General features: G+C 66.6%; 15 protein-coding genes. 5 read left to right on the top strand and 10 right to left on the bottom strand.

Features of this window, described 5'->3' with window-relative positions; genetic code table 11:
• Nucleotides 1-34: 34 nt before the first annotated feature.
• The gene (locus ACM26W_RS07060) at nt 35-1,054 is read right to left on the bottom strand and encodes a quinone-dependent dihydroorotate dehydrogenase (RefSeq protein WP_416140122.1); all 1,020 of its coding nucleotides are present in this window, start codon (nt 1,052-1,054) and stop codon (nt 35-37) included.
• A gap of 90 nt (nt 1,055-1,144) precedes the next feature.
• Between ACM26W_RS07060 and mgtE the strand changes: the two genes are divergently transcribed.
• Entirely contained in the window at nt 1,145-2,497 is a 1,353-nt protein-coding gene (mgtE, locus tag ACM26W_RS07055; RefSeq protein ID WP_416140121.1) for a magnesium transporter, read from the top strand.
• A gap of 81 nt (nt 2,498-2,578) precedes the next feature.
• On the opposite strand, the gene ACM26W_RS07050 is transcribed toward mgtE, so the two are convergent.
• The 4 genes from ACM26W_RS07050 to ACM26W_RS07035 all read right to left on the bottom strand — a co-directional run bounded on the left by ACM26W_RS07050 (nt 2,579) and on the right by ACM26W_RS07035 (nt 10,251).
• A complete protein-coding gene (locus ACM26W_RS07050) occupies nt 2,579-7,417 on the bottom strand; it encodes an NAD-glutamate dehydrogenase (RefSeq protein ID WP_416140120.1) in 4,839 nt (1,612 codons plus the stop codon).
• 195 nt (nt 7,418-7,612) lie between these two features.
• Nucleotides 7,613-8,719 carry a tRNA (uridine(54)-C5)-methyltransferase TrmA gene (trmA, locus tag ACM26W_RS07045; RefSeq protein ID WP_416140119.1) on the bottom strand — a complete coding sequence of 369 codons (1,107 nt, stop codon included), beginning with the start codon at nt 8,717-8,719 and terminating at the stop codon, nt 7,613-7,615.
• Between the two features lie 53 nt (nt 8,720-8,772).
• Nucleotides 8,773-9,552: a glutamate racemase gene (gene murI / locus ACM26W_RS07040; RefSeq protein ID WP_416140118.1), complete on the bottom strand. Its 780-nt coding sequence runs from the start codon at nt 9,550-9,552 to the stop codon at nt 8,773-8,775.
• 156 nt (nt 9,553-9,708) lie between these two features.
• Nucleotides 9,709-10,251, bottom strand: coding sequence for a hemerythrin domain-containing protein (locus tag ACM26W_RS07035; protein ID WP_416140834.1), 543 nt, complete (start codon nt 10,249-10,251; stop codon nt 9,709-9,711).
• A 171-nt stretch (nt 10,252-10,422) separates the two neighbouring features.
• On the opposite strand from ACM26W_RS07035, the gene ACM26W_RS07030 reads away from it, so the two are divergent.
• The gene (locus ACM26W_RS07030) at nt 10,423-11,766 is read left to right on the top strand and encodes a replication-associated recombination protein A (RefSeq protein ID WP_416140117.1); all 1,344 of its coding nucleotides are present in this window, start codon (nt 10,423-10,425) and stop codon (nt 11,764-11,766) included.
• Between the two features lie 236 nt (nt 11,767-12,002).
• Here ACM26W_RS07030 and lolA read toward each other — a convergent pair whose 3' ends face one another.
• Both lolA and ACM26W_RS07020 read right to left on the bottom strand, forming a co-directional pair.
• A complete protein-coding gene (gene lolA / locus ACM26W_RS07025) occupies nt 12,003-12,644 on the bottom strand; it encodes an outer membrane lipoprotein chaperone LolA (RefSeq protein WP_416140116.1) in 642 nt (213 codons plus the stop codon).
• A gap of 145 nt (nt 12,645-12,789) precedes the next feature.
• A complete protein-coding gene (locus tag ACM26W_RS07020; RefSeq protein ID WP_416140115.1) occupies nt 12,790-16,083 on the bottom strand; it encodes a DNA translocase FtsK 4TM domain-containing protein in 3,294 nt (1,097 codons plus the stop codon).
• Nucleotides 16,084-16,234: 151 nt separating this feature from the next.
• On the opposite strand from ACM26W_RS07020, the gene aat reads away from it, so the two are divergent.
• From aat to infA, 3 genes are all read left to right on the top strand, one after another.
• Nucleotides 16,235-16,978 carry a leucyl/phenylalanyl-tRNA--protein transferase gene (gene aat, locus ACM26W_RS07015; protein ID WP_416140114.1) on the top strand — a complete coding sequence of 248 codons (744 nt, stop codon included), beginning with the start codon at nt 16,235-16,237 and terminating at the stop codon, nt 16,976-16,978.
• A gap of 28 nt (nt 16,979-17,006) precedes the next feature.
• Nucleotides 17,007-17,744 carry an arginyltransferase gene (locus tag ACM26W_RS07010; RefSeq protein WP_416140833.1) on the top strand — a complete coding sequence of 246 codons (738 nt, stop codon included), beginning with the start codon at nt 17,007-17,009 and terminating at the stop codon, nt 17,742-17,744.
• Nucleotides 17,745-17,850: 106 nt separating this feature from the next.
• Entirely contained in the window at nt 17,851-18,069 is a 219-nt protein-coding gene (gene infA / locus ACM26W_RS07005; protein ID WP_027961652.1) for a translation initiation factor IF-1, read from the top strand.
• A gap of 93 nt (nt 18,070-18,162) precedes the next feature.
• Here the strand turns inward: infA and clpA are convergent, their stop codons facing one another.
• From clpA to ACM26W_RS06990, 3 genes are all read right to left on the bottom strand, one after another.
• Nucleotides 18,163-20,439: an ATP-dependent Clp protease ATP-binding subunit ClpA gene (gene clpA, locus ACM26W_RS07000; RefSeq protein ID WP_416140113.1), complete on the bottom strand. Its 2,277-nt coding sequence runs from the start codon at nt 20,437-20,439 to the stop codon at nt 18,163-18,165.
• A gap of 145 nt (nt 20,440-20,584) precedes the next feature.
• Nucleotides 20,585-20,908: an ATP-dependent Clp protease adapter ClpS gene (gene clpS / locus ACM26W_RS06995; RefSeq protein WP_416140112.1), complete on the bottom strand. Its 324-nt coding sequence runs from the start codon at nt 20,906-20,908 to the stop codon at nt 20,585-20,587.
• A gap of 185 nt (nt 20,909-21,093) precedes the next feature.
• On the bottom strand, nt 21,094-23,331 hold the full coding sequence (locus ACM26W_RS06990; protein ID WP_416140111.1) for an NADP-dependent isocitrate dehydrogenase: 2,238 nt from the start codon (nt 23,329-23,331) through the stop codon (nt 21,094-21,096).
• Nucleotides 23,332-23,532 lie beyond the last annotated feature (201 nt).

Raw genomic sequence — 23,532 nt, 5'->3', positions numbered from 1 at the left:
GGCTTTTTGCGTATTTGACGCCTTCACCCGGCCATCACTCGGCCCGGGACTTCAGCGCCCGGGCGCACTCTCCCACCAGGGCCGGGCCACGATAGATAAAGCCCGAGTAGAGCTGCACCAGATCGGCGCCGGCCTCACGCTTGGCGAGCGCCGCCTCGCCGCTGTCGATGCCCCCCACGCCGATGATCGGCATCTCGGGCAGCTGCCGGCGCAGTTCACGGATCACCGCATTGGAGGCCTCGAACACCGGGCGGCCAGACAGCCCGCCGGCCTCTTCGGCGTTGGGCAGTCCTGCCACCGCGTCGCGGGCGATGGTGGTGTTAGTGGCGATCACCCCATCGATGCCGTTGCTGGCCAGGCAGCGCGCCACCAGACCGACCTCCTCGGCGTCCATGTCCGGGGCGATCTTCACCGCCAGCGGCACCCGTCGACCACTGGCGCGGTCGAGCCGGCTGCCCTCCTCGCGCAGCGCCGAGAGCAGCCCGTCGAGCTGCTCGCCGAACTGCAGGTTGCGCAGGCCCGGGGTGTTGGGCGAGGAGATGTTCACGGTGATGTAGTGGGCGTGGGCATGCACCCTGGACAGACAGGCCAGGTAGTCGTCCACCGCCTGCTCCACCGGGGTGGTGAGGTTCTTGCCGATGTTGATGCCGATCACGCCGTCATAGCGGCTCGCCTTGACCTTCTCGACCAGGTGGTCGACGCCGGCGTTGTTGAAGCCCATGCGATTGATGATGGCGCCGGCCTCAGGCAGCCGGAAGATCCGCGGCCGCGGGTTACCCGGCTGGGGCTTCGGGGTCACGGTCCCCACCTCGACGAAACCAAAGCCAAGTGCCCCCAGGGCGTCGAGGTGATCGGCGTTCTTGTCGAGGCCGGCGGCCAGGCCCACCCGATTGGGAAAGCGCAGCCCCATCAGCTCCACTGGATCCTCCACGCGGCCCCCGCCGAGGCGCCCCGCCAGCCCCAGGCGCCCGACCAGGTCGAGCCCCCTGAGGGCCACGCCGTGGGCGATCTCGGCATCGAGGCGAAAGAGGATCGAGCGGGCAAGGGAGTACATGGCATCTCCGGAAGTGGCGGTCGCAGGCGGCGCAGAGTATAACAGCGCCTCAGCCCCGACACGACGCCGCCCACCGCCAGGGAGACCCTGATGGCCGATACCACAGAAACCCTGGAGGACCGCCTGTCGCGGATCCACCGCGCCATGGGCGAAGAACGACTGGACGCCGTCGATGCCGTCATCGCCGACCTGGAGCCCGCCGAGATCGCCCTGCTGCTGGAGTCGCTGCCCCCGGCGGCCCGGGTCCGACTGTGGCAGCGGGTGCCTGCCGAAGTCGATGGTGAGGTGCTGCTGCACGTCCACGACGCAGTGCGCGGTACCCTGCTGGACGACATGGACCACGAGGAGATCGTGGCCGCCGCCGCCGCCCTGGACACTACCGACCTGGCGGAGATCTTCGAGGACCTGCCCCAGCAGGTCGCCGAGGACATGCTGCGCTCCATGGACGCCCTTCAGCGTACGCGGCTGGAGGAGACGCTCGCCTTCGACGAGGACAGTGCCGGGCGCCTGATGCGACTGGATACCATCGCGGTACGCGCCGACGTCAGCCTGGAAACGGTGACACGCTTCCTGCGCTGGAAGGAGGCCGTATCCGACAACACCCACCAGCTGATGGTGGTGGACCGTGACGCCCGCTTCGTCGGCGTGCTGCCCATCGCCCGCCTGGTTAGCCACGACCCCGAGATGGCGGTGGCCGACCTGATGGACCGGGAGGTCGACAGTATCCGCGTCGACATGAAGTCCCGGGACGTGGCCACGCTGTTCCATACCCACGACCTGCTCTCCGCGCCGGTGGTGGATGAGTCCGGCCTGTTGCTCGGGCGTATCGTCATCGACGACATCGTCGACGTCATCCGCGAGGACTCCGAACAGGCGCTGATGAACATGGCCGGCCTTGACGAGGAGGAGGACCTGTTCGCTCCGATCTTTTCCAGCGCCAAGCGCCGCGCCGTGTGGCTGGGCATCAACCTGGTGACCGCCTTCCTGGCCGCCTGGGTGATCGGTCGCTTCGAGGACGCCCTGGACAAGATCGTCGCCCTGGCGGTGCTGATGCCCATCGTGGCCAGCATGGGAGGCATCGCCGGCAGCCAGACCCTGACCCTGGCCATCCGCGGCATGGCACTGGGGCAGATCAGCCGCACCAACAGCAGCTGGCTGCTGCGCAAGGAGGTGGGGATCGCCGCGATCAACGGCCTGGTCTGGTCGCTGGTGGTGGCGGTGCTGGCGGTGGTGTGGTTCGACAGCGTTGCCATCGGTGCCATCATCGCCGCCGCCCTGGTGATCAACATGCTGGCCGCCGGCATCGCCGGCATCGTCGTTCCACTGCTGCTCAAGCGGGCCGGCATCGACCCGGCGCTCTCGGGGTCGGTGATATTGACCACCGTCACCGACGTGGTCGGCTTCATGGCCTTCCTGGGCATGGCCACCTACTTCCTGCTGTGACGCTCTGGTGAGCGACCACCCGGTCGAAACGACGAACCCCGCCAATCGGCGAGGTTCGTCGTAGAGGGAGACCCGGCGGGATCAAGTCTCCTGGCTGCTCTCCGCCAGGTCCACCAGTTCGCGCACGGCCACGGCAAACAGCGGGAAGCCGCCCTGGCTGCCGCTGCCCACCTGCTCGAGCAACTTGCACCAGCGGCGGTGCATGCCAGCATTGAGCTCCAGCCACTGGTCGACGCGCTCGCGGGCCTCGCGAGCCCCGGCCTCCATCTGCATCACGCTGACGGTCAGAGCCAGCTGCTGACGGTCCACGTCGTCGCGGAAGGTGTCGCGGGCCTGGGCCTGCCAGCTGTCGCGCACCTTGAGCGCGGTGATCAGGCCGATCAGCCACGGCAGCTCCAGCCGGTCGCCGATCTCGTAGTAGACTTCGGACACCCTCTGGGGCTTCTCGCTGGCCTGGCGGGCCGCCTGGATGATGCCGAGACCCGCATAGAGGCTGGCGGCGGCCGCCGAGGCCCCGGCCAGCGCCTCGGGCACGCCGGCCTCGATCAGCTCGGCACGGCGCGCCTCCCAGGCCTCCAGCTCCTCGCCGCGCAGGCGCTTGCCGATGCCCTCCTGAATCTGCGCCAGGCGCGGAGCGAAATACTCGATGGTGTCGCGGGTATCCATCCCCACCCGGGCGCGCAGGAACCACCGAGTCGCGCGTCGGATCAGGCGCATCAGGTCGAGCATCATGCCGTACTGCACGGCGCTCGGCACCCGGTTGTCCAGCGCCTCGATCTGCTGCCACAGGGTGCCGAGCTGGAACACCTCGCGAGCGATCACGTAGGCCCGGGCGATCTCGGCGCGTCCGGCGCCGGTGGCGTCGATCAGCCGACGCATGAAGACGACCCCCATGTGGTCGACCAGGTCGTTGGCCACCTGGGTGGCGACGATCTCGCGCTTGAGGCGGTGCTCATACATCTCGTCACGATAGCGCTCTACCAGAACGCCGGGGAAGATCCGCTCCACATGGCGCTCCATGACCGGATCATCGGGCACCTCGGAGGCGATCAGGTCGCCCTTGAGCACGCTCTTGGCATAGGAGATCAACACCGAGAGCTCCGGCAGCAGCATGCCCTGCTGGTTGGCGGCGCGCTCCTCGAGCACCTCATCGACCGGCAGGAACTCCAGCTCACGGTCGATCTGCCCGGCGGCCTCCAGCTCACTGATGAAGCGGCGATAGGGGCCGATCCCTTCCCGCGAGATCAGCTCGGCCAGGTCCAGCGCCTGGGTCTGGCGATAGTTGCTGCGCAGCACCAGGGCAGAGACCTCGCCGGTCATGTCGGCGAGCAACTGGTTGCGCTGCTTGTCGGTCATGTCGCCGCGCTTGACCACCTCGTCGATGAGGATCTTGATGTTGACCTCGTGGTCGGAGCAGTTGACCCCGCCGGCGTTGTCGATGAAGTCGGTATTGACGCGAACGCCGCGAGCAGCAGCCTCCATCCGGCCGCGCTGGGTCAGCCCCAGGTTGCCGCCCTCGCCGACCACCCGGCAGTTGAGCTCGCGGCCATCGATGCGCAGGGCGTCGTTGGCCTTGTCGCCCACCTGGGCGTCGCTCTCCTCGCTGCCCTTGACATAAGTGCCGATGCCGCCGTTCCAGATCAGGTCGACGTGGGACTTGAGCATCGCCCGGATCAGCTCGTTGGGCGAGAGCTTGTCCTCCTTGATACCGAAGACGGTCTTCATCGGCCTGGAGATGGGGATCGACTTGGCGCTACGCTTGAAGACTCCGCCGCCCTCGGAGATCAACGAGGCATCGAAGTCCTCCCAGCTGGAGCGCGGCATGTCGAACAGCCGCTGGCGCTCGGCGAAGGTGGCCCCGGCATCCGGCGTGGGATCGACGAAGATGTGCAGGTGGTTGAAGGCGCCCACCAGGCGGATCCTGTCGGAGAGCAGCATGCCGTTACCGAAGACGTCGCCGCCCATGTCGCCGATGCCGACCACGGAGAATTCGTCCTGCTGGGTGTTCACGCCCAGGTTGCGAAAGTGCCGCTTGACCGACTCCCAGGCCCCCGTGGCGGTGATGCCCATCTTCTTGTGGTCGTAGCCGTTGGCACCACCGGAGGCGAAGGCATCGCCCAGCCAGTGGCCGTACTCGGCGGAGATCTCGTTGGCGATATCGGAGAAGGTGGCGGTGCCCTTGTCCGCCGCCACCACCAGGTAGGGGTCGTCCTCGTCGTGGCGCACCACCGCCCGTGGCGGAACCAGCTCACCGCCCTTGAGGTTGTCGGTGACGTCGAGCAGCGCACGAATAAAGGTCTTGTAGCACTCGACCCCCTCGCGCTGGAAGGCCTCGCGGTCGCCCTCGGGCAGACGCTTGCAGACGAAGCCGCCCTTGGCGCCCACCGGCACGATCACCGAGTTCTTGACCTGCTGGGCCTTGACCAGGCCGAGCACCTCGGTGCGATAGTCTTCGAAGCGATCGGACCAGCGCAGGCCGCCGCGGGCCACCTTGCCACCGCGCAGGTGAACACCCTCGAACCGCGGCGAGGAGACGAAGATCTCGAAGACCGGCCTCGGCTTGGGCATGCCGGTGACCTTCGACGGCTCCAGCTTGAAGGCCATGTAGTCCTTGGGCTGGCCATCCTCGCGGGCCTGGTAGTAGTTGGTGCGCAGGGTGGCCTGAATCAGCTCCACGTAGCGGCGCAGCAGCTGATCGTCGTTGAGGCTGGCCACGTCGTCGAGCAGGCGCTGAATGCGCTCGATGCACGCCTCCATCTCTCCCTCGCCGGAGCGCTCCTCGGGGTCGAAGCGCAGCTCGAACAGGGTCACCAGCTCACGGGTAATCTCCGGATGGCTGGTGAGGGTATTGGCCATGTACTCCTGGGACACGCCAAAGCGGATCTGCTTCAGGTAGCGCGCATAGGCGCGCAACATGGCTACCTCGCGCCAGGTCAGGTTGGCACCGATGATCAGCCGGTTGAAGCCGTCGTTGTCCGCCTCCCCGGCCCAGATGCGCTGGAACGCCTCGATGAAAGGCTCGCGCATCTCCTGCAGGTTCACCTCGACGCTGGTGTGATGCTCGAGGTCGAAGTCGTGAATCCAGTAGTCGGCGTCACTGGCCCCGATCTCGTAGGGGCGCTCGCCGATCACCCGCAGGCCGAGGTTCTCCATCATCGGCAGTACGTCGGAGAGCGGAATCGGCTTGTCGCGGTGGAACAGCTTGAGGTTGACCCCGCTACCCTCTTCCTCCACCAGCCGGTAGAGCGACAGCGAGAGCGGCGCGCCCTCGTCCAGCTCGCCGATGTGCTGAAGGTCGTAGACCGCCGTGCGCGCGTTGAAGTCGTCACGGTAGCTGGCCGGGAAGGCATCGCGGAAGCGGTCCATCAGACGGTTGGCCTGTTCCTCGCCGAAGCCTTCGATGCTGGCGGCCTGCAGGTCGTCACGCCAGTTGCGGGCCAGCTGGGCCACCTTGGCCTCGAGCCGCCTGACGTCATACTCCACGGGGCGGTCGCCCTGAAAGCGCAGGATGAACTGGATACGCGCCAGCACCGACTCGGAGAGGTAGGTGTTGAAATCTCCGAAGGTGGCATCGAGCTCCTCGCAGAGCAGATTCTGGATTCGCAGGCGTAGCTCGGTGGAGAAGACGTCCCGCGGGATATAGGCCAGGCAGGAATAGAAGCGCCCGGGGCGGTCCTCGCGAATGAACAGCCGCACCCGGCGACGCTCGCGGATGCTGAGGATACCCAGCGCGGTCTGGGCGAGCTCCTCGGTATCGATCTGGAAGAGGTCATCGCGCGGATAGACCTCGAGGATCTGCAGCAGCTGCTTGCCGTTGTGGCCCTTGGGGTTGAAGCCGGCGATCTCCATCACCGCCTTGAGCTTGCGGCGCAGGATCGGCACGTTGCGCGGTGACTCGTTATAGACGGTGGCGGTGAACAGGCCCAGGAAGCGATGTTCTCCGATCAGGTTGCCCTGTTCGTCGTAGCGGTCGATGGAGATATAGTCGGGATAGGTCGGGCGGTGTACCCGGGCGTGGTGGGCGCTCTTAGCAAACGACAGCAGCGCCGGCACCAGCACGAATTGTCCGTCCTCGACGCCGAGCTCGGTGCGGATACGCTCGCGATAGCGCGGCTGGTCGAGTTGGAAGACGCCCAGCTCGCTGCCGCTTGCCTTGGCGAGCTGCTGCTTGCCGCCCTTCTCGGTGACTTCGTAGGCGTCGTAGCCGAGGAAGGTGAAGTTGTCATGCAGCAGCCACTCGAGGAAGTCGATGGCCTCCCGATGGTCCTCGGGGTCGGTCTGGGGTGGGCATCCGGCGCGCAGTCCCTCCAGGGCATGTCTTACTTGCTCGCGCATCGGCTCGAAATCAATCACCGTGGTGCGAACATCCACCAGCACCTCGTACAGGCTGGTCTGAATATCCGCCAGCACAGCGGTATCGGAGTGTCGGTCGATCTCGATGACGATCAGCGATTCGCGGGCCTCCGGGGCCTTGGCATCGCGGGGCGCAGTGACCCGCTTCAGCCGATTCTTGGCGTCGCGCTCCGTGGCGAGCACGGCGTTGTGGATGGCATGCACGGTGATGCCGCGACGATTGAGCTCGATGCGCACCGAGTCGACCAGGAAGGGCATGTCCTCATGCAGCACTGCCACGAAGGTGTGGGGCGATTGCCAGCCGTGCTCCTCGAAATCGGGATTGAAGACGCGCACCTTGGGGTGGGACGGGTCGAACTCCTGCAGGAAGTGCCAGACCGACAGGGTGGCCCCGTAGAGGTCGTCGAGGCGTCGGTCCTCGAGATCGTCGAAAGGCACCGTGGAGTAGAAGTAGCGGGCGAAGGCCTCCACTCTGGCGGCCTTGTCCTTGTCCAGGCGGCTGCCCAACCGCTCGGTCAGCTGCTTGAGAAAATCCTGTCTGGCTTCATCGTTCGCAACGTGCTGCATCCATCACCTCGGCTGCCCGCGGCCGCTCTTGCGGCCGGAAGTGTTCTACACGGCGGCCGAGTGGGCCGCCCTGCCTGCCAGCTTACGCGACTCCCCGGCACCGCCCCACCAAGTTGCCGACTTGCTCATGGAGCATGTCGGTTGCGCATCATCGCCCGCGCGTTGCCGCTTGACAGCCCTCGACCGGAGCCGAGATCAGGAACACCGCTGCAGCAGCACACCGCACTCGCAGTGGTGAGTCCAGGGGAACTGGTCGAAAAGCGCGAAACGCGTGATCTCGTGGGTCTCGGTCAGGGTCTCGAGATTGTCCGCCAGTGTCTCCGGGTTGCATGAAATATAGACGATGCGTGAATAGTCGCTGAGCTGGCGACAGCTGGCCTCGTCCAGCCCGGCACGCGGCGGGTCCACCAGCACGGTGGTGAAGTCGTACTCATCCAGGGCCCACTCCGCCACCCGGCGACCGCCCTTCTCGCCCTTCAGCGCTGCGGCGAACTCCTCGGCGGACATCCGCCCGACCACCGCATTGTCGATGCCGTTGGCGGCCAGATTCTCGCGGGCGCTGGCCACCGAGATGCGCGAGATCTCGGTGGCCAGCACCCGACGGAAATTCTCGGCCAGCGCCACGGTAAAGTTGCCGTTGCCGCAGTAGAGCTCCACCAGATCGGCCGCCTGACTCTCCCGGGTCACGTCCCGCGCCCAGGCCAGCATGGCGCGGCAGATCTCGGCGTTGGGCTGGGTGAAGCTATTCTCCACCTGCTGGTAGATGAACTCGCGACCGTCGACCTCCAGGTGCTCCCAGACGTGGTCCCGCTCGAGGACCAGGCGCTGCTTGCGCGAGCGGCCGATGATCATCGCCCCGAGCGCCTCCTGCAGCCGGTGCGCCTCGGCCTCCCAGGCCTCGTCCAGCGGGCGATGGTAGATCAGAGTCACCAGCGCCTCTCCCGAGAGGGTAGTCAGAAACTCCACCTGGAAGAGCTTGCGCCGCAACAGCGGTACGTCACGGATGGCCTCGAGCAGGGCCGGCATCAGCGCGTTGATCCGCCGACTGGCCACCGGGTAGTCATCGAGGCGGATCACCGTCTTCTTCTTCGAGTCCTCAGGGTCCACTTCGAACATGGCATAGAACAGATCGTCGCCCTCATGCCAGAGGCGGAACTCGCAGCGCTGGCGATAATGGCTCGGCGGCGAGGGGTAGACCTCCAGCGGTGGCGGCGCGAAGCGCGCGAAGTGGCGGGTGATGCGTTCACGCTTGGCCTCGAGCTGCTGGTCATAGCGGGCGGGATCGACGACGGGAATGGCCAAGGAGCCTCCTGTGGAAAATGACGGAATTAAGCGCAAAGATGCGGCCGTGGGACTCAGTCGAGTACCAGCAGGTGCGGCTCGGCGAAGCCGAAGCGAGCCAGGCCGGCGGTCAGCCGGGTGTCCGGCGCGGTAACCAGGCTCTCCCCCGGACCATGCCAGGGCGCCACGCCACTGGTCATCTGGGCGGTGCGCCGGGCAATCGCCTCGCTGGAGTCGATCCACTCGATCTGGCGCGGGGCGGCTGCGGCCAGAAAGCCGCGCAGCAGCGGGAAGTGGGTGCAGCCCAGCACGACGGTATCCAGTTCGGGATCCTCCCACAGCGGCGCCAGGGCCTGGCGGATCACCGCGGGGTCCGGTGGCTCACCGGCCAGCCACCGCTCCGCCTCGCGCACCAGGCCATCGGCGGCAACGCGGGTGACTCGGCAGTGGGCAGCGAAGGCGTCGATCAGGCCCAGGGTATAGGGGCGCGACACCGTGGCGCTGGTCGCGAGCAGCCCGAAATGACCGCTGCGCGAGGCAGCGGCGGCCGGCTTGATGGCCGGCACGGTGCCGACCACGGGAACCGACAGCCGTTCTCGCAGAACATCCAGCGCCAGGGTGCTGGCGGTGTTGCAGGCCACCACCAGGGTCACGCAGCGGCTAGCTGCCACGGCGGCTTCGCACACCCGTAGGATGCGTGCGACCAGCCAGTCATCCTCGCGCAGCCCGTAGGGCAGCATGGCATTGTCACAGGCATAGGTCAGCGCCGACCCTGGCAGGTGGCGGCGCAGGGCCGCCACCACCGAGAGCCCGCCCACCCCGGAGTCGAACACCAGAATCGGCCCGCCGCTCATGGGCAACGCCTGGCCGAGACGAACATGGCGCAACGGTCAAGACAGCGGAGGGTCGTCAACGAAGAGCGGGGACTTGGCATCACGAGGCACCGGCTAGAGTTGGCGGCATTCTACCCCAGCCGGCGTCCCCTAGCAGCCCGGGGCATGCAGCCCGGTTCAGACGGGCAACGGCGCCTCGCGCAGCTCGGCGTAGAGCTCGGGATAGGCCTCCTGGAGACGCTCAAGCTCGGCGGTGGCCCCTTCGGGAAGCGCCTTGGCGAGACGGTCCAGATCGTCATCGTTGAAATGTTCGCGAATCAACGGGAAGAGCAGCTCGCGCTCATCGCGCAGATAGGCGCGGTGGGCATCCAGGTAGGCCTTGAGGTCGTCGGTGAAGCGATCCATGGGAACCACCGCATCCATCAGGATCATGTCGATATCGCTCGACAGCCGCATCAGGCGTGCCTTGACCGCCTTGTAGTCGGATGACAGGCGATCGGTCACCCCGACGCTCTCGGGCGCGACCTCTTTCAGGCGTTCGCTTAACAGTCGCTCCAGGGGCAGAGTAAAACCTTCCATGTAGTCCAGGATGTAGTCGACCACCTCACGCACCAGCTGGAAGTTGGGGCGCTCACCCCCGGCCAGCGTCTTCTGCTTAAGCTGCAGAACGTGCAACATGCGCGCCATATTGGCATGATCCAGGCGCAGTTGTGTCAGCATGGGCATGTCGTGCCCTCCTGTTAAGGACGTGGAGAGACGGCGCAGTCTCCATTGGATGCACCGTCCGGGGCATGGTTCATCGGCAAACGCGCTGACACCGACGATCTCCACACACTCTAGCAGCCAGTCCCACACCCTGCCTCTGTCCGAGTTCAACATAAGGAGCCTGCCATGGACCTCTTCGCCGACAAGAGCGATCACAGCGCGCCCCTGGCCTGGCGCATGCGGCCCCGCACCCTGGCCGACTACGTGGGCCAGCAGGCGCTGGTGGGCCCGGGCAAGCCGCTGGCGCGCATGGTGGAGACCGGCGTGGTGCGGTCCTTGATCCTATGGGGACCTCCGGGCACCGGCAAGACCACCCTGGCGGAGATCCTGGCCGCCGAGTCCGGCGCCGAGCTGGAGCACCTCTCGGCGGTGATGGCCGGGGTCAAGGAGATCCGCGCCGCGGTGGAGCGGGCCCAGGCGCGCCAGGCCCGCGACCAGGCCACTCTGCTGTTCCTCGACGAGATCCACCGCCTCAACAAGAGCCAGCAGGACGCCCTGCTGCCCCACGTGGAGTCAGGGCTCTTGACGCTGATCGGCGCCACCACCGAGAACCCCTCCTTCGAGGTCAACTCGGCGCTGCTCTCGCGTGCCCGGGTTCACGTGCTCAGGTCCCTGGACGAGGGGGAGCTGATGGAGGTACTGCGCCGAGCGCTGGCCGACGAAGCCCGCGGTCTGGGTGCGCGACGCTTACGGGTGGGCGACGACATCCTCGCCCTGCTGGCCCGGGCCGCCGCCGGCGATGCCCGTCGGGCGCTGGGCCTGCTGGAAACCGCCTGCGACTTCGCCGAGCAGGATGGTCAGGGCGGAGAGGTGCTGCACCGCGAGGCGCTGGGGGCCGTACTGGGCCACCAGGCAAGCGCCTTCGACAAGCAGGGGGACCACTACTACGACCTGCTCTCGGCGATCCACAAGTCTGTGCGCTCCTCGCGCCCCGATGCGGCCCTCCTCTATATCGCCCGCTTCGTGCAGGGCGGCGGGGACCCGCTGGACGTGGTCCGTCGCCTGGCGGCCATCGCCTCGGAAGACGTGGGCAACGCCGACCCGCGCGCCCTGCCGCTGGTGATGGCCGCCTGGGACGCCTACCTGCGCCTGGGCGACCACGAGGGCCAGCGAGCCATCGCCCACGCCGCCATCCACCTGGCAGTGGCGCCCAAGAGCAATGCTATCGATCAGGCCTGGAAGCAGGCCAAGGCCTTCGTGGCAGGCCAACCGCGGCTCGAGGTGCCCACCTACCTGCGCAACGCCCCGACGAGGCTGATGGAATCCCTGGGCCATGGCCAGGGTTACCGCTACGCTCACCACGAGCCTCATGGCTACCCCGCCGGCAGCGCCCACGACTGCTGGCCCGGCGAGATACCACGCACCGGTTTCTATACGCCCACGGAGTATGGCCAGGAGAAGCGCTATGCCCAGATCATGGCCTGGCGGGCGCAGCTCGACGCCGAAGCGGACGGCGGCGGCGAGCCGTAAGCTGGAAGCTGGAAGCTGGAAGCTGGAAGCTGGAAGCTGGAAGCTGGAAGCTGGAAGCTGGAAGCTGGAAGCTGGAAGCTGGAAGCTGGAAGCTGGAAGTCAGCATGTTGCCACCCAACCAGGTGTCAAGCCTTTTCTTCAAGCTTCAAGCTTAAGCCTGCGAAGCAGGCGTTCTTCCAGCTCCCGGCGAAGCCGGGGACTTCCAGCTTCAAGCTCCTGGCACGGCGAATCCGGGCTCAGTGCGTATCGCGAATCACGTCGGTGCCTTCCGGGATCTCGAAGGCGAAGCGACTGTCGTCGATGGCATGGTTCTTCAGCGCGTCGCGAAACTCGATGGAGGTCCGCTGGCCGGTGCTGTCGATCATCTGCAGGGTGGTCAAAAGCTCCCCGCGAAAGGTCATCTTCAGCTCCTCGAACAGGGTATCGGCCGACTTCGGCACCAGGGTGAAGGTCTCGGCGCTGCCCTGCTGCTGGCGGGTCACATCATAGCTGTCGATCAGGTCACCGGCGCTGCCGGAGAGCAGCAGGGCCGGGGTGTGAGTGACGCGATGATCCAGGGCCTGAATGGTGGCCTGCTCCAGATCCGGGTCATGCAGCATCACCTCCTCGCCGTCGGAGATCACCACCTGCTGATAGGGCGCCTCCACCTCCCAGCGGAACTTGCCGGGGCGGGCGAGCCACATCTGACCGTTGGCCTCCTGCAGACGCTCGCCGCTGGCATCGAGAATCTGCTGCTCGAAGCGGGCCTCATAGGTCTGCAGCGGCTCCAGCATGCGGGTCAGGCGGTCAGCCCCTTCGCTGGCCAGGGCCGCGAGCGGCATGGCAAGGGGCGCGATGACAAACAACGCGACGGCGGCAAGGGTCTTCTTCACTGTCATGGTGGTCTTTCTCCCTGAACGGTTTCAACTGGAATCCTGTCACTCGGACTACGGGGACGCCAGCGGGTTGCGGCCCCGCCGACGCTTTCATGCTGGTTGCATGGTTGAAAGAGGGGCGTCACCCGATGGAGACGCCGATGGGGGGCTAGTCGCCTGACGCCCGCGGTGCCAGCACCTCGCGGGCGCCATTGGTGCCCATGCTGGTGACCACCCCGGCCATCTCCATCGCTTCCACCAGGCGTGCGGCGCGGTTGTAGCCGATCTTGAAGCGGCGCTGCACCGCCGAGATGGAGGCCCGGCGCGAGTCGGTCACGAACTGCACCGCCTCGTCGTAGAGGGCATCCTGCTCGGCATCGTCATCGCCGCCCCCCTCGGCCTCGAGCCCGGTGAGGGCCTCGGCGGTAACGCCGCCGGAGAGGATCTCGTCGATGTACTCGGGCTCCCCGCGACGCTTCCAGTCCTCCACCACCCGGTGCACCTCGTCGTCGTCGACGAAGGCCCCGTGGACACGGGTCGGCAGGCCTGAGCCCGCCGGGAGGTAGAGCATGTCGCCGTGGCCCAGCAGGTTCTCGGCCCCCCCCTGGTCGAGGATGGTGCGCGAGTCGATCCGCGAGGAGACCTGGAAGGCCATCCGCGTGGGGATGTTGGCCTTGATCAGGCCGGTGACCACGTCCACCGAGGGGCGTTGGGTGGCCAGTATCAGGTGGATGCCAGCGGCCCGGGCCTTCTGGGCCAGGCGGGCGATCAGCTCCTCGACCTTCTTGCCGACGATCATGAACATGTCGGCAAATTCGTCGATCACCACCACGATGTAGGGCAGCTTCTCGAGTACCGGCGGGGTCTGGTGCATCTCCCAGGGCTGGGGCTCCCACAGCGGGTCCGCCACCTGGGCGCCGGCCTCCTTCGCCTCGTCGAGCTTGGCGTTGAAGCCGGCGATATTGCGCACCCCCATGGTGGCCATCAGCTTGTAGCGCCGCTCCATCTCGGCCACGCACCAGCGCAGGGCGTTGGCGGCCTCCTTCATGTCGGTGACCACCGGCGCCAGCAGATGCGGGATGCCGTCGTAGACGGAGAGCTCGAGCATCTTGGGGTCGACCATGATCAGCCGCAGCTGCTCGGGCGTGGCCTTGAGCAGCATGGAGATCAGCATGGCATTGACCCCTACCGACTTGCCCGAGCCGGTGGTGCCGGCCACCAGCAGGTGGGGCATCTTGCCGAGGTTGGCCACCACCGGGCCGCCACCGATGTCCTGGCCCAGGGCCAGGGTCAGCGCGGAGTCGGCCTGCTGGTAGCGGTCGGAGTCGATCACCTCGCGCAGGCGGATCATCGCCCGGTGAGGGTTGGGGATCTCGATGCCCACCGTGGGCCGCCCCGGGATCACCTCCACCACGCGCACGCTCTTGACCATCAGCGAGCGCGCCAGGTCCTTGGCCAGGTTGCTGATCTTGGAGACCTTCACCCCGGCGGCCGGCCTGATCTCGAAGCGGGTGATCACCGGCCCCGGCCAGGTATCCACAACCTCAGCCTTGACGCCATATTCACGCAGCCTCACTTCGAGGAGCTCGGCCATCTCGGCGAGCTGCTCGACGGTATAGTTCTGCTGCTGGGGCTCCGGCGGGGTCAGCAGACGCAGGCTGGGCAGCTCGCCCTCCGGCTCCGGCATGTCGTCCAGCACGGGGCGCTGGTTCTGCAGGTGCTCCACGGTCCACAGGCGCATGCCATCCTCGTCGGCAGCCGCCCGGGCCTGACCGGCGGTGGCCAGGCGCGGCGCGGCATCGGAGACTTCCTGTGAGTCTGCGAGGCCATCCGCCTCGTCCCCGGGGACCTCCTCGGGCTCCGGCGGCTGCAGGGCAGCGGTGCGGACCGGGTCTTCAGGCAGCGCCGCCCGGGGCGGCTCGACGGCCTCCTCGGCCACCGCGGGGTCATCCCAGCTGAGACGCGGCTCGCCCTCATCGGTGCCCTCCCAGTCGGCCTCCTGGCGCGCCGTCAGCTCCGGCTCACGGGGCTCACCCTGTCGGCCGGTGCCAGCTCCGCCGGCCGATGCCGGGTGAGCCGAGGGCTGAGCAGCGGTGGGCTCGGAAACGGGGGCCTCGGGGGCCGAGGCCGCCTGCGGCTCGCCACCGGTTGGCGCCGGCCTGGCCGTGCCGGACTCCTCATGGCGGCTGGCCCGCAGCGAGGGGCCATCCCAGGCGGTGTCAGGCTCGTCATCCTCGGGGAGCATCGGCTCGGGCACCGTCTCCGGCGAACGAGGCGTGGACGCCTGGGCGGAGGGCCCCGCCGATGCCTCGCCGTTCGGCCTGGGGGCCGCATCGCGGTATGCCGATGCCTTCGGCGCGGCTCTGTCGGCACTGTCGGCGCTCGCCGCAGCACCCGCGGTGGCAGCGTCCGTGGTGGCCATGGCCGCGGTTGTCGCATGGGCGGGGGCCCCAACCGCCGTCCCGGCGCTGCCTCCCGACTGGCGCTCGCTGTAGGCCGCCCCCGGCTGCTTGGCAGAGGGCGTTTTCTCGGGCACTTCCCAGGGAATCTCGGTATTGCCATCGTTACCGAAGCCGGGCTCGCGTCGGGAGGCGAGCTCGGCCTCGAACTCGGCGCCGCGTGAGCGACCGCCGGGCAGCAGGCGCTGCCACCAGCGGGACCGATGGGCCGCCGCCTCTTCCGCGAGATTCGACCTCTCGGCCTCAGGCCCCGCCGCCTCAGCCTCACAGGAAGAAGCCTCCTTGGCCGGCCTCGCCCTCTCTGGCTCGGTCCGCTCCGGGGCCGGGACGCGCGAGAAGGCGAAGCGTTCCGCCAGCCAGCTCCAGAAGTGCATGGCGCGGTAACCCAGCTCGTCCATCACCGAGAGCCAGGAGAGCCCGGTCAGCAGCGGCAGGCCGCAGAGCAGCGCCGACAGCGCCAGCAGGCCGGCGCCCCCCGAGCCCACCATGGGCACCAGGGCTCCCACGAGCCCCTCACCGAGGATGCCCCCCGAGGAGTAGGGCAGCACCGTCTCCGCGGGCGGATGGTAGAAGTGCAGGGCACCGAGGGTGGTGGTGCCGAGCAGCAGCAGCACCAGGCCGCCGCCGCGCACGGCCAGCGCCGTGGCATCCCACTCCAGGTGAATTCCCTGGCGGGCCCGCAGCAAGCGCCAGGCAGCGTATCCCAGCATGGCCGGCCACCACAGGGCACTGGCACCGAATAGCGAATAGAGCACATCGGACAGCCAGGCGCCCACCGGGCCCATCCAGTTCTCGATGAGGGACTCCGGCCCGCTGCGCGACCAGCCGGGATCGCCGGGATCGAAGCTGAACAGGGCCAGCAGCAGGAACACACAGGCAGCCAGCAGCATGATGGCCACCCCTTCCCGCGCGGAGCCTTGCAGCCTCACGCCGAAACGCCTGGCCGTCTCCTTGGCCTGGGCCGCGCTCACTCGACGCGGCGAGGACTTCTTGTTGACACTCAAGTGGTCATCCCCCTTGCGCCACCGCTGGCGTCTTCCAGTTGATTGGCGCCAATCATACCGAGCCGTGCCCGCCCATCACAGTGGCGTTGAGGTCTTGAGCCCTGGCGTGTCGATCGGCACACTGCCTCCTCCTCCTTCTGGATGCACGCCGATGCTGCCCTGGCTGCCCGCGCACCCGATCCACTTCCCGCCCGTGACGGCGGCCCTGCGCGACCCCGACGGCCTGCTGGCCGCGGGCGGCGCGCTCAGCGCCGATTGGCTGCTGGCCGCCTATCGCCGTGGCATCTTCCCATGGTACAGCGACGATCAGCCGATCCTCTGGTGGAGCCCGGACCCGCGCATGGTGCTGTTCCCCGAGGAGCTCAAGGTTCACCGCAGCCTGGCCAAACGGCTGCGCCACGCCGGCTTCACGACCACCGCCAACCGCGCCTTCGACGCCGTGATGACCGCCTGCGCCGAGCCGCGCGCCGACCAGCCGGGCACCTGGATCACCGGCGAGATGCGTGAGGCCTACGGGCGTCTGCATGCCCTGGGGGCGGCACACTCGGTGGAGGTGTGGCATGGGAATGAACTCGCCGGCGGTCTCTACGGCGTAGCGCTGGGGCCGGTGTTCTTCGGCGAATCGATGTTCAGCCGGGTCCCCGATGCCTCCAAGGTGGCCCTGGTGCAGCTGGCCCGGGCCATGGCGGCAGGCGGCGGACGGCTGATCGACTGCCAGATGCACACCGCCCATCTGGCCAGCCTTGGCGCCAGGGATATCGCCCGAGCCGAGTTCATCGGCTATCTTGAGAAGTGGCTGGGAAAGCCTCAGGAAGTGGAGCCCAGTGGTCGTTCCTTCACCCCGGCCTGCTGGTCCTTCGCCGTCCAGAGCGAACCCGGCGATGCCACCCAGTAACCGCGACCCGGAGCCGGAGATAGCCGCCGTGAGCAGCAACGCCCCACGCCAGCCCGTCAGAGATCTGCGCTTCTTTCTCACCGTGCCCCACGCCTGCAGCTATCTGGCCGGGCGCGAGGCCACGACCCTGTTTCTCGACCCCCAGGAGTCACCCGGGCAGGGCGTGTACGACGCCCTGGCGCTGCTCGGTTTCCGGCGTAGCGGGCGCCACCTCTACCGGCCCCACTGCGAGGGCTGCACCGCCTGCATCTCGGTTCGCCTGCCGGTCGGGGAGTTTGCCCCAAGTCGCAGCCAGCGGCGGTTGATCCGACGCAATGCCGACCTCACCCTGCATCTGCGTCCGGCGATCTTCGACCCCGAACACTACTCGCTCTACGCCCACTATATCCGAAACCGCCACGCCGACGGTGACATGTATCCGCCGAGCCACGAGCAGTACCGCACCTTCCTGACCCTCGATCAGGAGTACGCTCGACTTCTGGAGTTCCGCCTCGATGGCCGGCTGGTGGCCGTCGCGGCCTTCGACCAACTCGAGCACGGCCTCTCGGCCATCTACACCTTCTTCGACCCGGCCAGCGAGCTGGAGCGACGCTCTCTGGGCACCTATGCGGTGCTCACCCTGGTCGAGCAGGCGCGTCGACGCGACCTGCCTCATGTCTATCTGGGCTACTGGATACGCGAATGCCGGAAGATGGCCTACAAGCAGGCCTTTCAACCCCTGGAGATGCTCGACGGCCGCCACTGGCGGCGCCTGATCAGCCCCTGAAAGGCGCCATCAAGGCGCCTTTCTTTGCCTTGATGGCCGGCATGCGGCACAATACCGCGCTATTCTTCTTTGCAGCTGTCTCATTCATCAGCGAGGAACCGCCTATATGGCACGTGAAGACCATATCGAAATGGAAGGCGTCATCGTCGACACCCTTCCCAACACCACCTTCCGCGTCGAGCTGGAGAACGGACACGTGGTCACCGCACACATCTCCGGGAAGATGCGCAAGAACTACATCCGCATCTTGACCGGCGACAAGGTCAAGGTGGAGCTGACGCCCTACGACTTGACCAAGGGTCGCATCGTCTACCGCTCCCGCTGAACTGCGGTCGAGCCTCCCCCCAGCCCGACGCCAGCCGCACAGGACGACGCCCCGTCCGCAGACAGGGCGCTGGGTGTGCGCAGATGACCGGCGTCAGGGCGCGTCGGCCATCTCCGCTTCGGTGGAGAGATGCAGCTCGCCCTCCTCCACGGTGACATGCACCACGCCGCCGTTCTCCGATAGCTCGCCGAACAGGATCATCTCGGCCAGCGGCTTCTTGAGCTTCTCCTGGATCAGGCGCGCCATGGGGCGGGCCCCCATATCGGGGTCGTAGCCCTTCTCGGCCAGCCAATCCCGGGCCGCCAGGTCCACATCCAGCTGCACCCGCTTCTCGTCGAGCTGTGCCTGAAGCTCGACCAGGAACTTGTCCACCACGCTGCGCACCACCGACATCGGCAGCGAATGGAACTGGATAATGCCATCCAGGCGGTTGCGGAACTCCGGCGAGAAGGTCTTGCGGATCGCCTCCAGGGCATCGGTGGAGTGGTCCTGGGTCTGGAAGCCGATGGAGCGCCGCGTGGCCAGCTCGACCCCGGCGTTGGAGGTCATGATCAGGATCACGTGGCGGAAGTCCGCCTCACGGCCGTTGTTGTCGGTCAGGCGGCCATGATCCATCACCTGCAGCAGCAGATTGAAGACTTCCGGATGCGCCTTCTCGATCTCGTCGAGCAGCAGCACACAGTGCGGATGCTTGGTGATCGCCTCGGTCAGCAGGCCACCCTGGTCGTAACCGACGTAGCCCGGAGGGGCGCCGATCAGTCGAGACACCGTGTGGCGCTCCATGTACTCGGACATGTCGAAACGCACCAGCTCGATTCCCATGATCTTCGACAGCTGGCGCGCCACCTCCGTCTTGCCCACCCCGGTGGGGCCGGCAAACAGGAAGCTCCCCACCGGCTTGTCCGGTGACTTGAGCCCGGCCCGTGAGAGCTTGATCGCCGCGGAGAGGCTGTCGATCGCCTCGTCCTGGCCAAACACCAGCATCTTGAGATCGCGATCGAGGTTCGCGAGCAGCTTGCGGTCGGAGCTGGAGACACTCTTCGGCGGGATCCGCGCGATCGAGGCCACCACCGCCTCCACCTGAGCGCTATCGATGGTGTCGATCCTCACCTCGGGGGGCAGCAGGCGCTGATGGGCGCCGGCCTCGTCGATCACGTCGATGGCCTTGTCCGGCAGGTGGCGGTCGCTGATATAGCGATCCGCCAGACGCGCCGCGCTCTCCAGGGCCGCGTCGGTGTACTTCAGCTGGTGGTGCTCCTCGAAGCGCGAGCGCAGCCCCTTGAGGATACGGATGGTGTCCTCCACCGAGGGCGCCGGTACGTCGACTTTCTGGAAACGACGCGCCAGGGCGCGATCCTTCTCGAAGATGCCCCGGTACTCCTGAAAGGTGGTGGAGCCGATGCAGCGAAGCTCGCCGGAGGAGAGTAGCGGCTTGAGCAGGTTGGAGGCGTCCATCACTCCGCCCGAGGCGGCACCGGCGCCGATCACGGTATGGATCTCGTCGATGAAGAGGATGGCATTGGGCTGCTTGCGCAGCTCCGCCAGCAGGCCCTTGAGTCGCTTCTCGAAATCACCGCGGTACTTGGTGCCGGCGAGCAGCGCGCCCATGTCCAGCGAGTAGACCACAGCATCGCCGATCACCTCGGGCACGTCCTCCTCGACGATGCGCTTGGCCAGGCCCTCGGCGATGGCGGTCTTGCCCACGCCGGCCTCGCCCACCAGCAGCGGATTGTTCTTGCGCCGCCGGGCGAGGATCTGCACCACTCGCTCGAGCTCCTGCTCGCGACCGATCAGCGGGTCAATCTTGCCCATGCGGGCCTGTTCGTTGAGGTTGGTGGCATAGCCGGTGAGCGGGTTGGACCCGTTTTCGCTGCTGCCCTCTTCGCTCTCCTCTGACTCCGAGGAGGCGGCCGACGGGCTCTGGCCGTGCCCGGCAACCTTGGAGATGCCATGAGCGATATAGTTGACGGCATCCACCCGAGCGACGTTCTGCTGCTTCAGGAAGTAGACTGCCTGACTCTCCTGTTCGGAGAAGATCGCCACCAGCACATTGGCCCCGGTGACCTCGCTCTTCCCGGAGGACTGCACGTGGAAGACGGCGCGCTGCAGCACGCGCTGGAAGCCCAGGGTCGGCTGGGTCTCGCGGTCGGCCTGGTCCTCGGGAATCAGCGGCGTGGTGGAGTTGATGAAGTCCTGCAGATCGGAGCGCAGCTTATCGAGATTGGCCCCGCAGGCACGCAGCACATCGGCCGCCGAGGCGTTATCGAGCAGCGCCAGCAGCAGGTGCTCCACGGTCATGAACTCGTGCCGCTTGGAGCGCGCCACGGTGAATGCCGTGTTCAGGGTCAGTTCAAGTTCTTTGCTCAGCATGGCAGTCCCCTTCTTGCCGCCCAGGGCATCGCGTCGGATCTTTCGTCATCCGGCATCATCAACATCGGGCACAAATGCCGCCGTTGCAAGCCTTGCAGCCAACGGCAGGCCATGTCCACCCGTGGCGACCATGTCCGGGGGTGAGTCAGTCCGCCGCCTCGATATCCGACAGCAGCGGATGCTGACACTCTCTAGCGTATTGATTGACCTGATGGCTTTTGGTTTCCGCGATATCACGGGTGAAGATGCCGCAGGTCGCCTTGCCCTGCATATGCACCGTCAACATCACCTGCACCGCAGTCTCGCTGTCCAGGTGAAAGAAGGTCTGCAACACCTCCACCACGAACTCCATGGGGGTGAAGTCATCATTGTGCAACACCACCTTATACATCGGCGGGCGCGCCTGCTCGGGATCGGCGCTTTGCACCGCCAGGTCGCCCTCCTCCTCGGTACCGGGAGGGCGGGTCATGCCGCACCAGATCTCTCGTTGCCACATAGCGTGATACTACTCGTTTGATGGGCCGGCCATCGTGCAGGTCAGTTCAGTTTGACGTCGCCGGGCCGGCTGGGTTCATCGCACTCCTCAACGCAAAGACCCCTGCCCGTTATCCAGGCAGGGGCCGGCGCACTCGGCTACCAACACCGAGGGAGCTCTCAGCCCTTGGCCACCAGGGCCAGGGCGGCGTTCAGGGTCGCGCTCGGGCGCATGGCCACCGCGGTCAGGTCATGGTTCGGGTGATAGTAGCCCTTGATATCGACTGGCTGTCCCTGCACGCCATTCAACTCGTCGAGAATCACTTTCTCCTGGGTCTCGAGCGTCTCGGCCAAGCGGCTGAACAATGCCTTGAGCTCGGCGTCTTCGTCCTGGGCTACCAGCGCCTGAGCCCAGTACAAGGCCAGGTAAAAATGACTGCCCCGATTGTCCAGCTCGCCGACTTTACGTGAAGGCGACTTGTTGTGTTCCAGGAACTGGCCGGTGGCCTTGTCGAGCGCATCCGCCAGCAGCGCCGCCCGGGCATTGTCATACTGCTTGGCGAGGTGCTCGAGGGATGCGGTCATGGCCAGGAACTCGCCCAGGCTGTCCCAGCGCAGGTGGTTCTCCTCGAGGAGCTGCTGCACGTGCTTGGGCGCCGAGCCACCGGCCCCGGTCTCGAACAGTCCGCCACCCTCCATCAGGGGAACGATGGAGAGCATCTTGGCACTGGTGCCAAGCTCCAGGATCGGGAACAGGTCGGTGAGGTAGTCGCGCAGGATGTTGCCGGTCACCGAGATGGTGTCGAGGCCACGGATCACACGCTCCAGGGTGTAACGCATGGCACGAACCTGGGACATGATCTGGATATCCAGGCCCTCGGTGTCGTGCTCGGCGAGATAGGTCCTGACCTTCTTGATCAGTTCGTTCTCGTGCGGACGATAGGGATCGAGCCAGAACACCGCCGGCATGCCGGAGTCACGGCAGCGGTCCACCGCCAGCTTGACCCAGTCGCGGATCGGCGCGTCCTTGACCTGACACATGCGCCAGATATCGCCCTTCTCGACGTTCTGGGAGAGCAGCACCTCGCCGGTTTCCAGATCGGTGATATTGGCGACACCGGCCTCCGGAATCTCGAAGGTCTTGTCGTGGGAGCCATACTCCTCCGCCTTCTGTGCCATCAGGCCGACGTTGGGCACGGTGCCCATGGTGGCCGGATCGAAGGCACCATGCCACTTGCAGAAGTTGATCATCTCCTGATAGATGCGGGCGAAGGTGGACTCCGGCATCACCGCCTTGACGTCCTTGAGGCGACCATCGGCGCCATACATCTTGCCGCCGGCACGGATCATGGCCGGCATGGAGGCATCGACGATCACGTCGCTGGGCGAGTGGAAGTTGGTGATGCCCCGCGCCGAATCGACCATCGCCAGCTCCGGGCGCTGGTCGTGACAGGCATGCAGGTCGCGGATGATCTCGTCGCGCTGGGCCTCGGGCAGGGTATCGATCTTGTCGTAAAGGTTGGCGATGCCGTTGTTGACGTCGACCCCCAGCTCGTCGAACAGCGCACCGTGCTTCTCGAAGGCCTCCTTGTAGAAGATCCTGACGCAGTGGCCGAACACGATGGGGTGCGAGACCTTCATCATGGTCGCCTTGACGTGCAGGGAGAACATCACGCCGGTCTGGCGGGCATCCTCGATCTCGCGCTCGTAGAAGGCGAGCAGCGCCTTCTTGCTCATGAACATGCTGTCGATGACCTCGCCCTCGAGCAGCGAGACCTTGTCCTTGAGCACTTTGGTCTCACCGCCCTGGGTGATCAGCTCCATCTTCACGTCGCGGGCGCGGTCCAGGGTCATCGACTTCTCGCCATCGTAGAAGTCGCCCTCATGCATGTGGGAGACGTGGCTGCGCGAGGCCTGGCTCCACTCACCCATGGAGTGGGGGTACTTTCGGGCGTACTCCTTGACGGCCCTGGGCGCCCGACGGTCGGAGTTACCCTCACGGAGCACCGGGTTGACGGCACTGCCCTGGGTCTTGTCGTAGCGCGCCTTGATATCGCGCTCCTCATCACTGCTCGGCTCGTCCGGGTAGTCCGGCAGCGGGTAGCCCTGCCCCTGCAGCTCCTTGATGGCCGCCCGAAGCTGCGGCATGGAGGCACTGATATTAGGCAGCTTGATGATGTTGGCTTCCGGCGTCTTGGCCAGGGCACCCAGTTCGGCCAGGTGATCCTCGACGCGCTGCTCGTCGGTCAGATAGTCGGGGAACTGGGAGAGGATCCGGGCGGCCAGGGAGATGTCCCGGGTCTCCATTTCAACGCCGGCGGCGTCGGTGAAGGCGTCGATAATCGGCAGCAAGGAGAAGGTGGCCAGGGCCGGCGCTTCGTCGGTGAGCGTGTAGATAATCTTCGGCGTTTTTGACATGTTGACGTTGGTCTCTCTGGTCGCGGCAGTGGCATGAAACTGAATCGGTAGCGCGCGCTCACGATGCCTCGATAGGGGACCTTGGAACAACCCGTCTGAAATAGTAAGGCGTGGGGGATGCCAACAGGCATCGACCCGGCAGACGCAGTTCTGACAGGTCCCGGAACGACGAGGGCGCTCCCGGCGAGTCGACTCATTATA

Source organism: Halomonas sp. HK25 (assembly GCF_047795635.1).
Classification (GTDB): Bacteria; Pseudomonadota; Gammaproteobacteria; order Pseudomonadales; family Halomonadaceae; genus Halomonas.
This window is presented reverse-complemented; position numbering and strand designations above follow the sequence as displayed.

Coding starts and splice junctions, on each gene's coding strand:
- mgtE (WP_416140121.1), top strand. CDS start 1,145: ATGGCCGATACCACAGAAACCCTGGAGGACCGCCTGTCGCGGATCCAC.
- clpA (WP_416140113.1), bottom strand. CDS start 20,439: ATGCTGAGCAAAGAACTTGAACTGACCCTGAACACGGCATTCACCGTG.
- clpS (WP_416140112.1), bottom strand. CDS start 20,908: ATGACCCGCCCTCCCGGTACCGAGGAGGAGGGCGACCTGGCGGTGCAA.
- ACM26W_RS07030 (WP_416140117.1), top strand. CDS start 10,423: ATGGACCTCTTCGCCGACAAGAGCGATCACAGCGCGCCCCTGGCCTGG.
- murI (WP_416140118.1), bottom strand. CDS start 9,552: ATGAGCGGCGGGCCGATTCTGGTGTTCGACTCCGGGGTGGGCGGGCTC.
- ACM26W_RS06990 (WP_416140111.1), bottom strand. CDS start 23,331: ATGTCAAAAACGCCGAAGATTATCTACACGCTCACCGACGAAGCGCCG.
- ACM26W_RS07050 (WP_416140120.1), bottom strand. CDS start 7,417: ATGCAGCACGTTGCGAACGATGAAGCCAGACAGGATTTTCTCAAGCAG.
- aat (WP_416140114.1), top strand. CDS start 16,235: ATGCTGCCCTGGCTGCCCGCGCACCCGATCCACTTCCCGCCCGTGACG.
- infA (WP_027961652.1), top strand. CDS start 17,851: ATGGCACGTGAAGACCATATCGAAATGGAAGGCGTCATCGTCGACACC.
- ACM26W_RS07035 (WP_416140834.1), bottom strand. CDS start 10,251: ATGCTGACACAACTGCGCCTGGATCATGCCAATATGGCGCGCATGTTG.
- ACM26W_RS07060 (WP_416140122.1), bottom strand. CDS start 1,054: ATGTACTCCCTTGCCCGCTCGATCCTCTTTCGCCTCGATGCCGAGATC.
- lolA (WP_416140116.1), bottom strand. CDS start 12,644: ATGACAGTGAAGAAGACCCTTGCCGCCGTCGCGTTGTTTGTCATCGCG.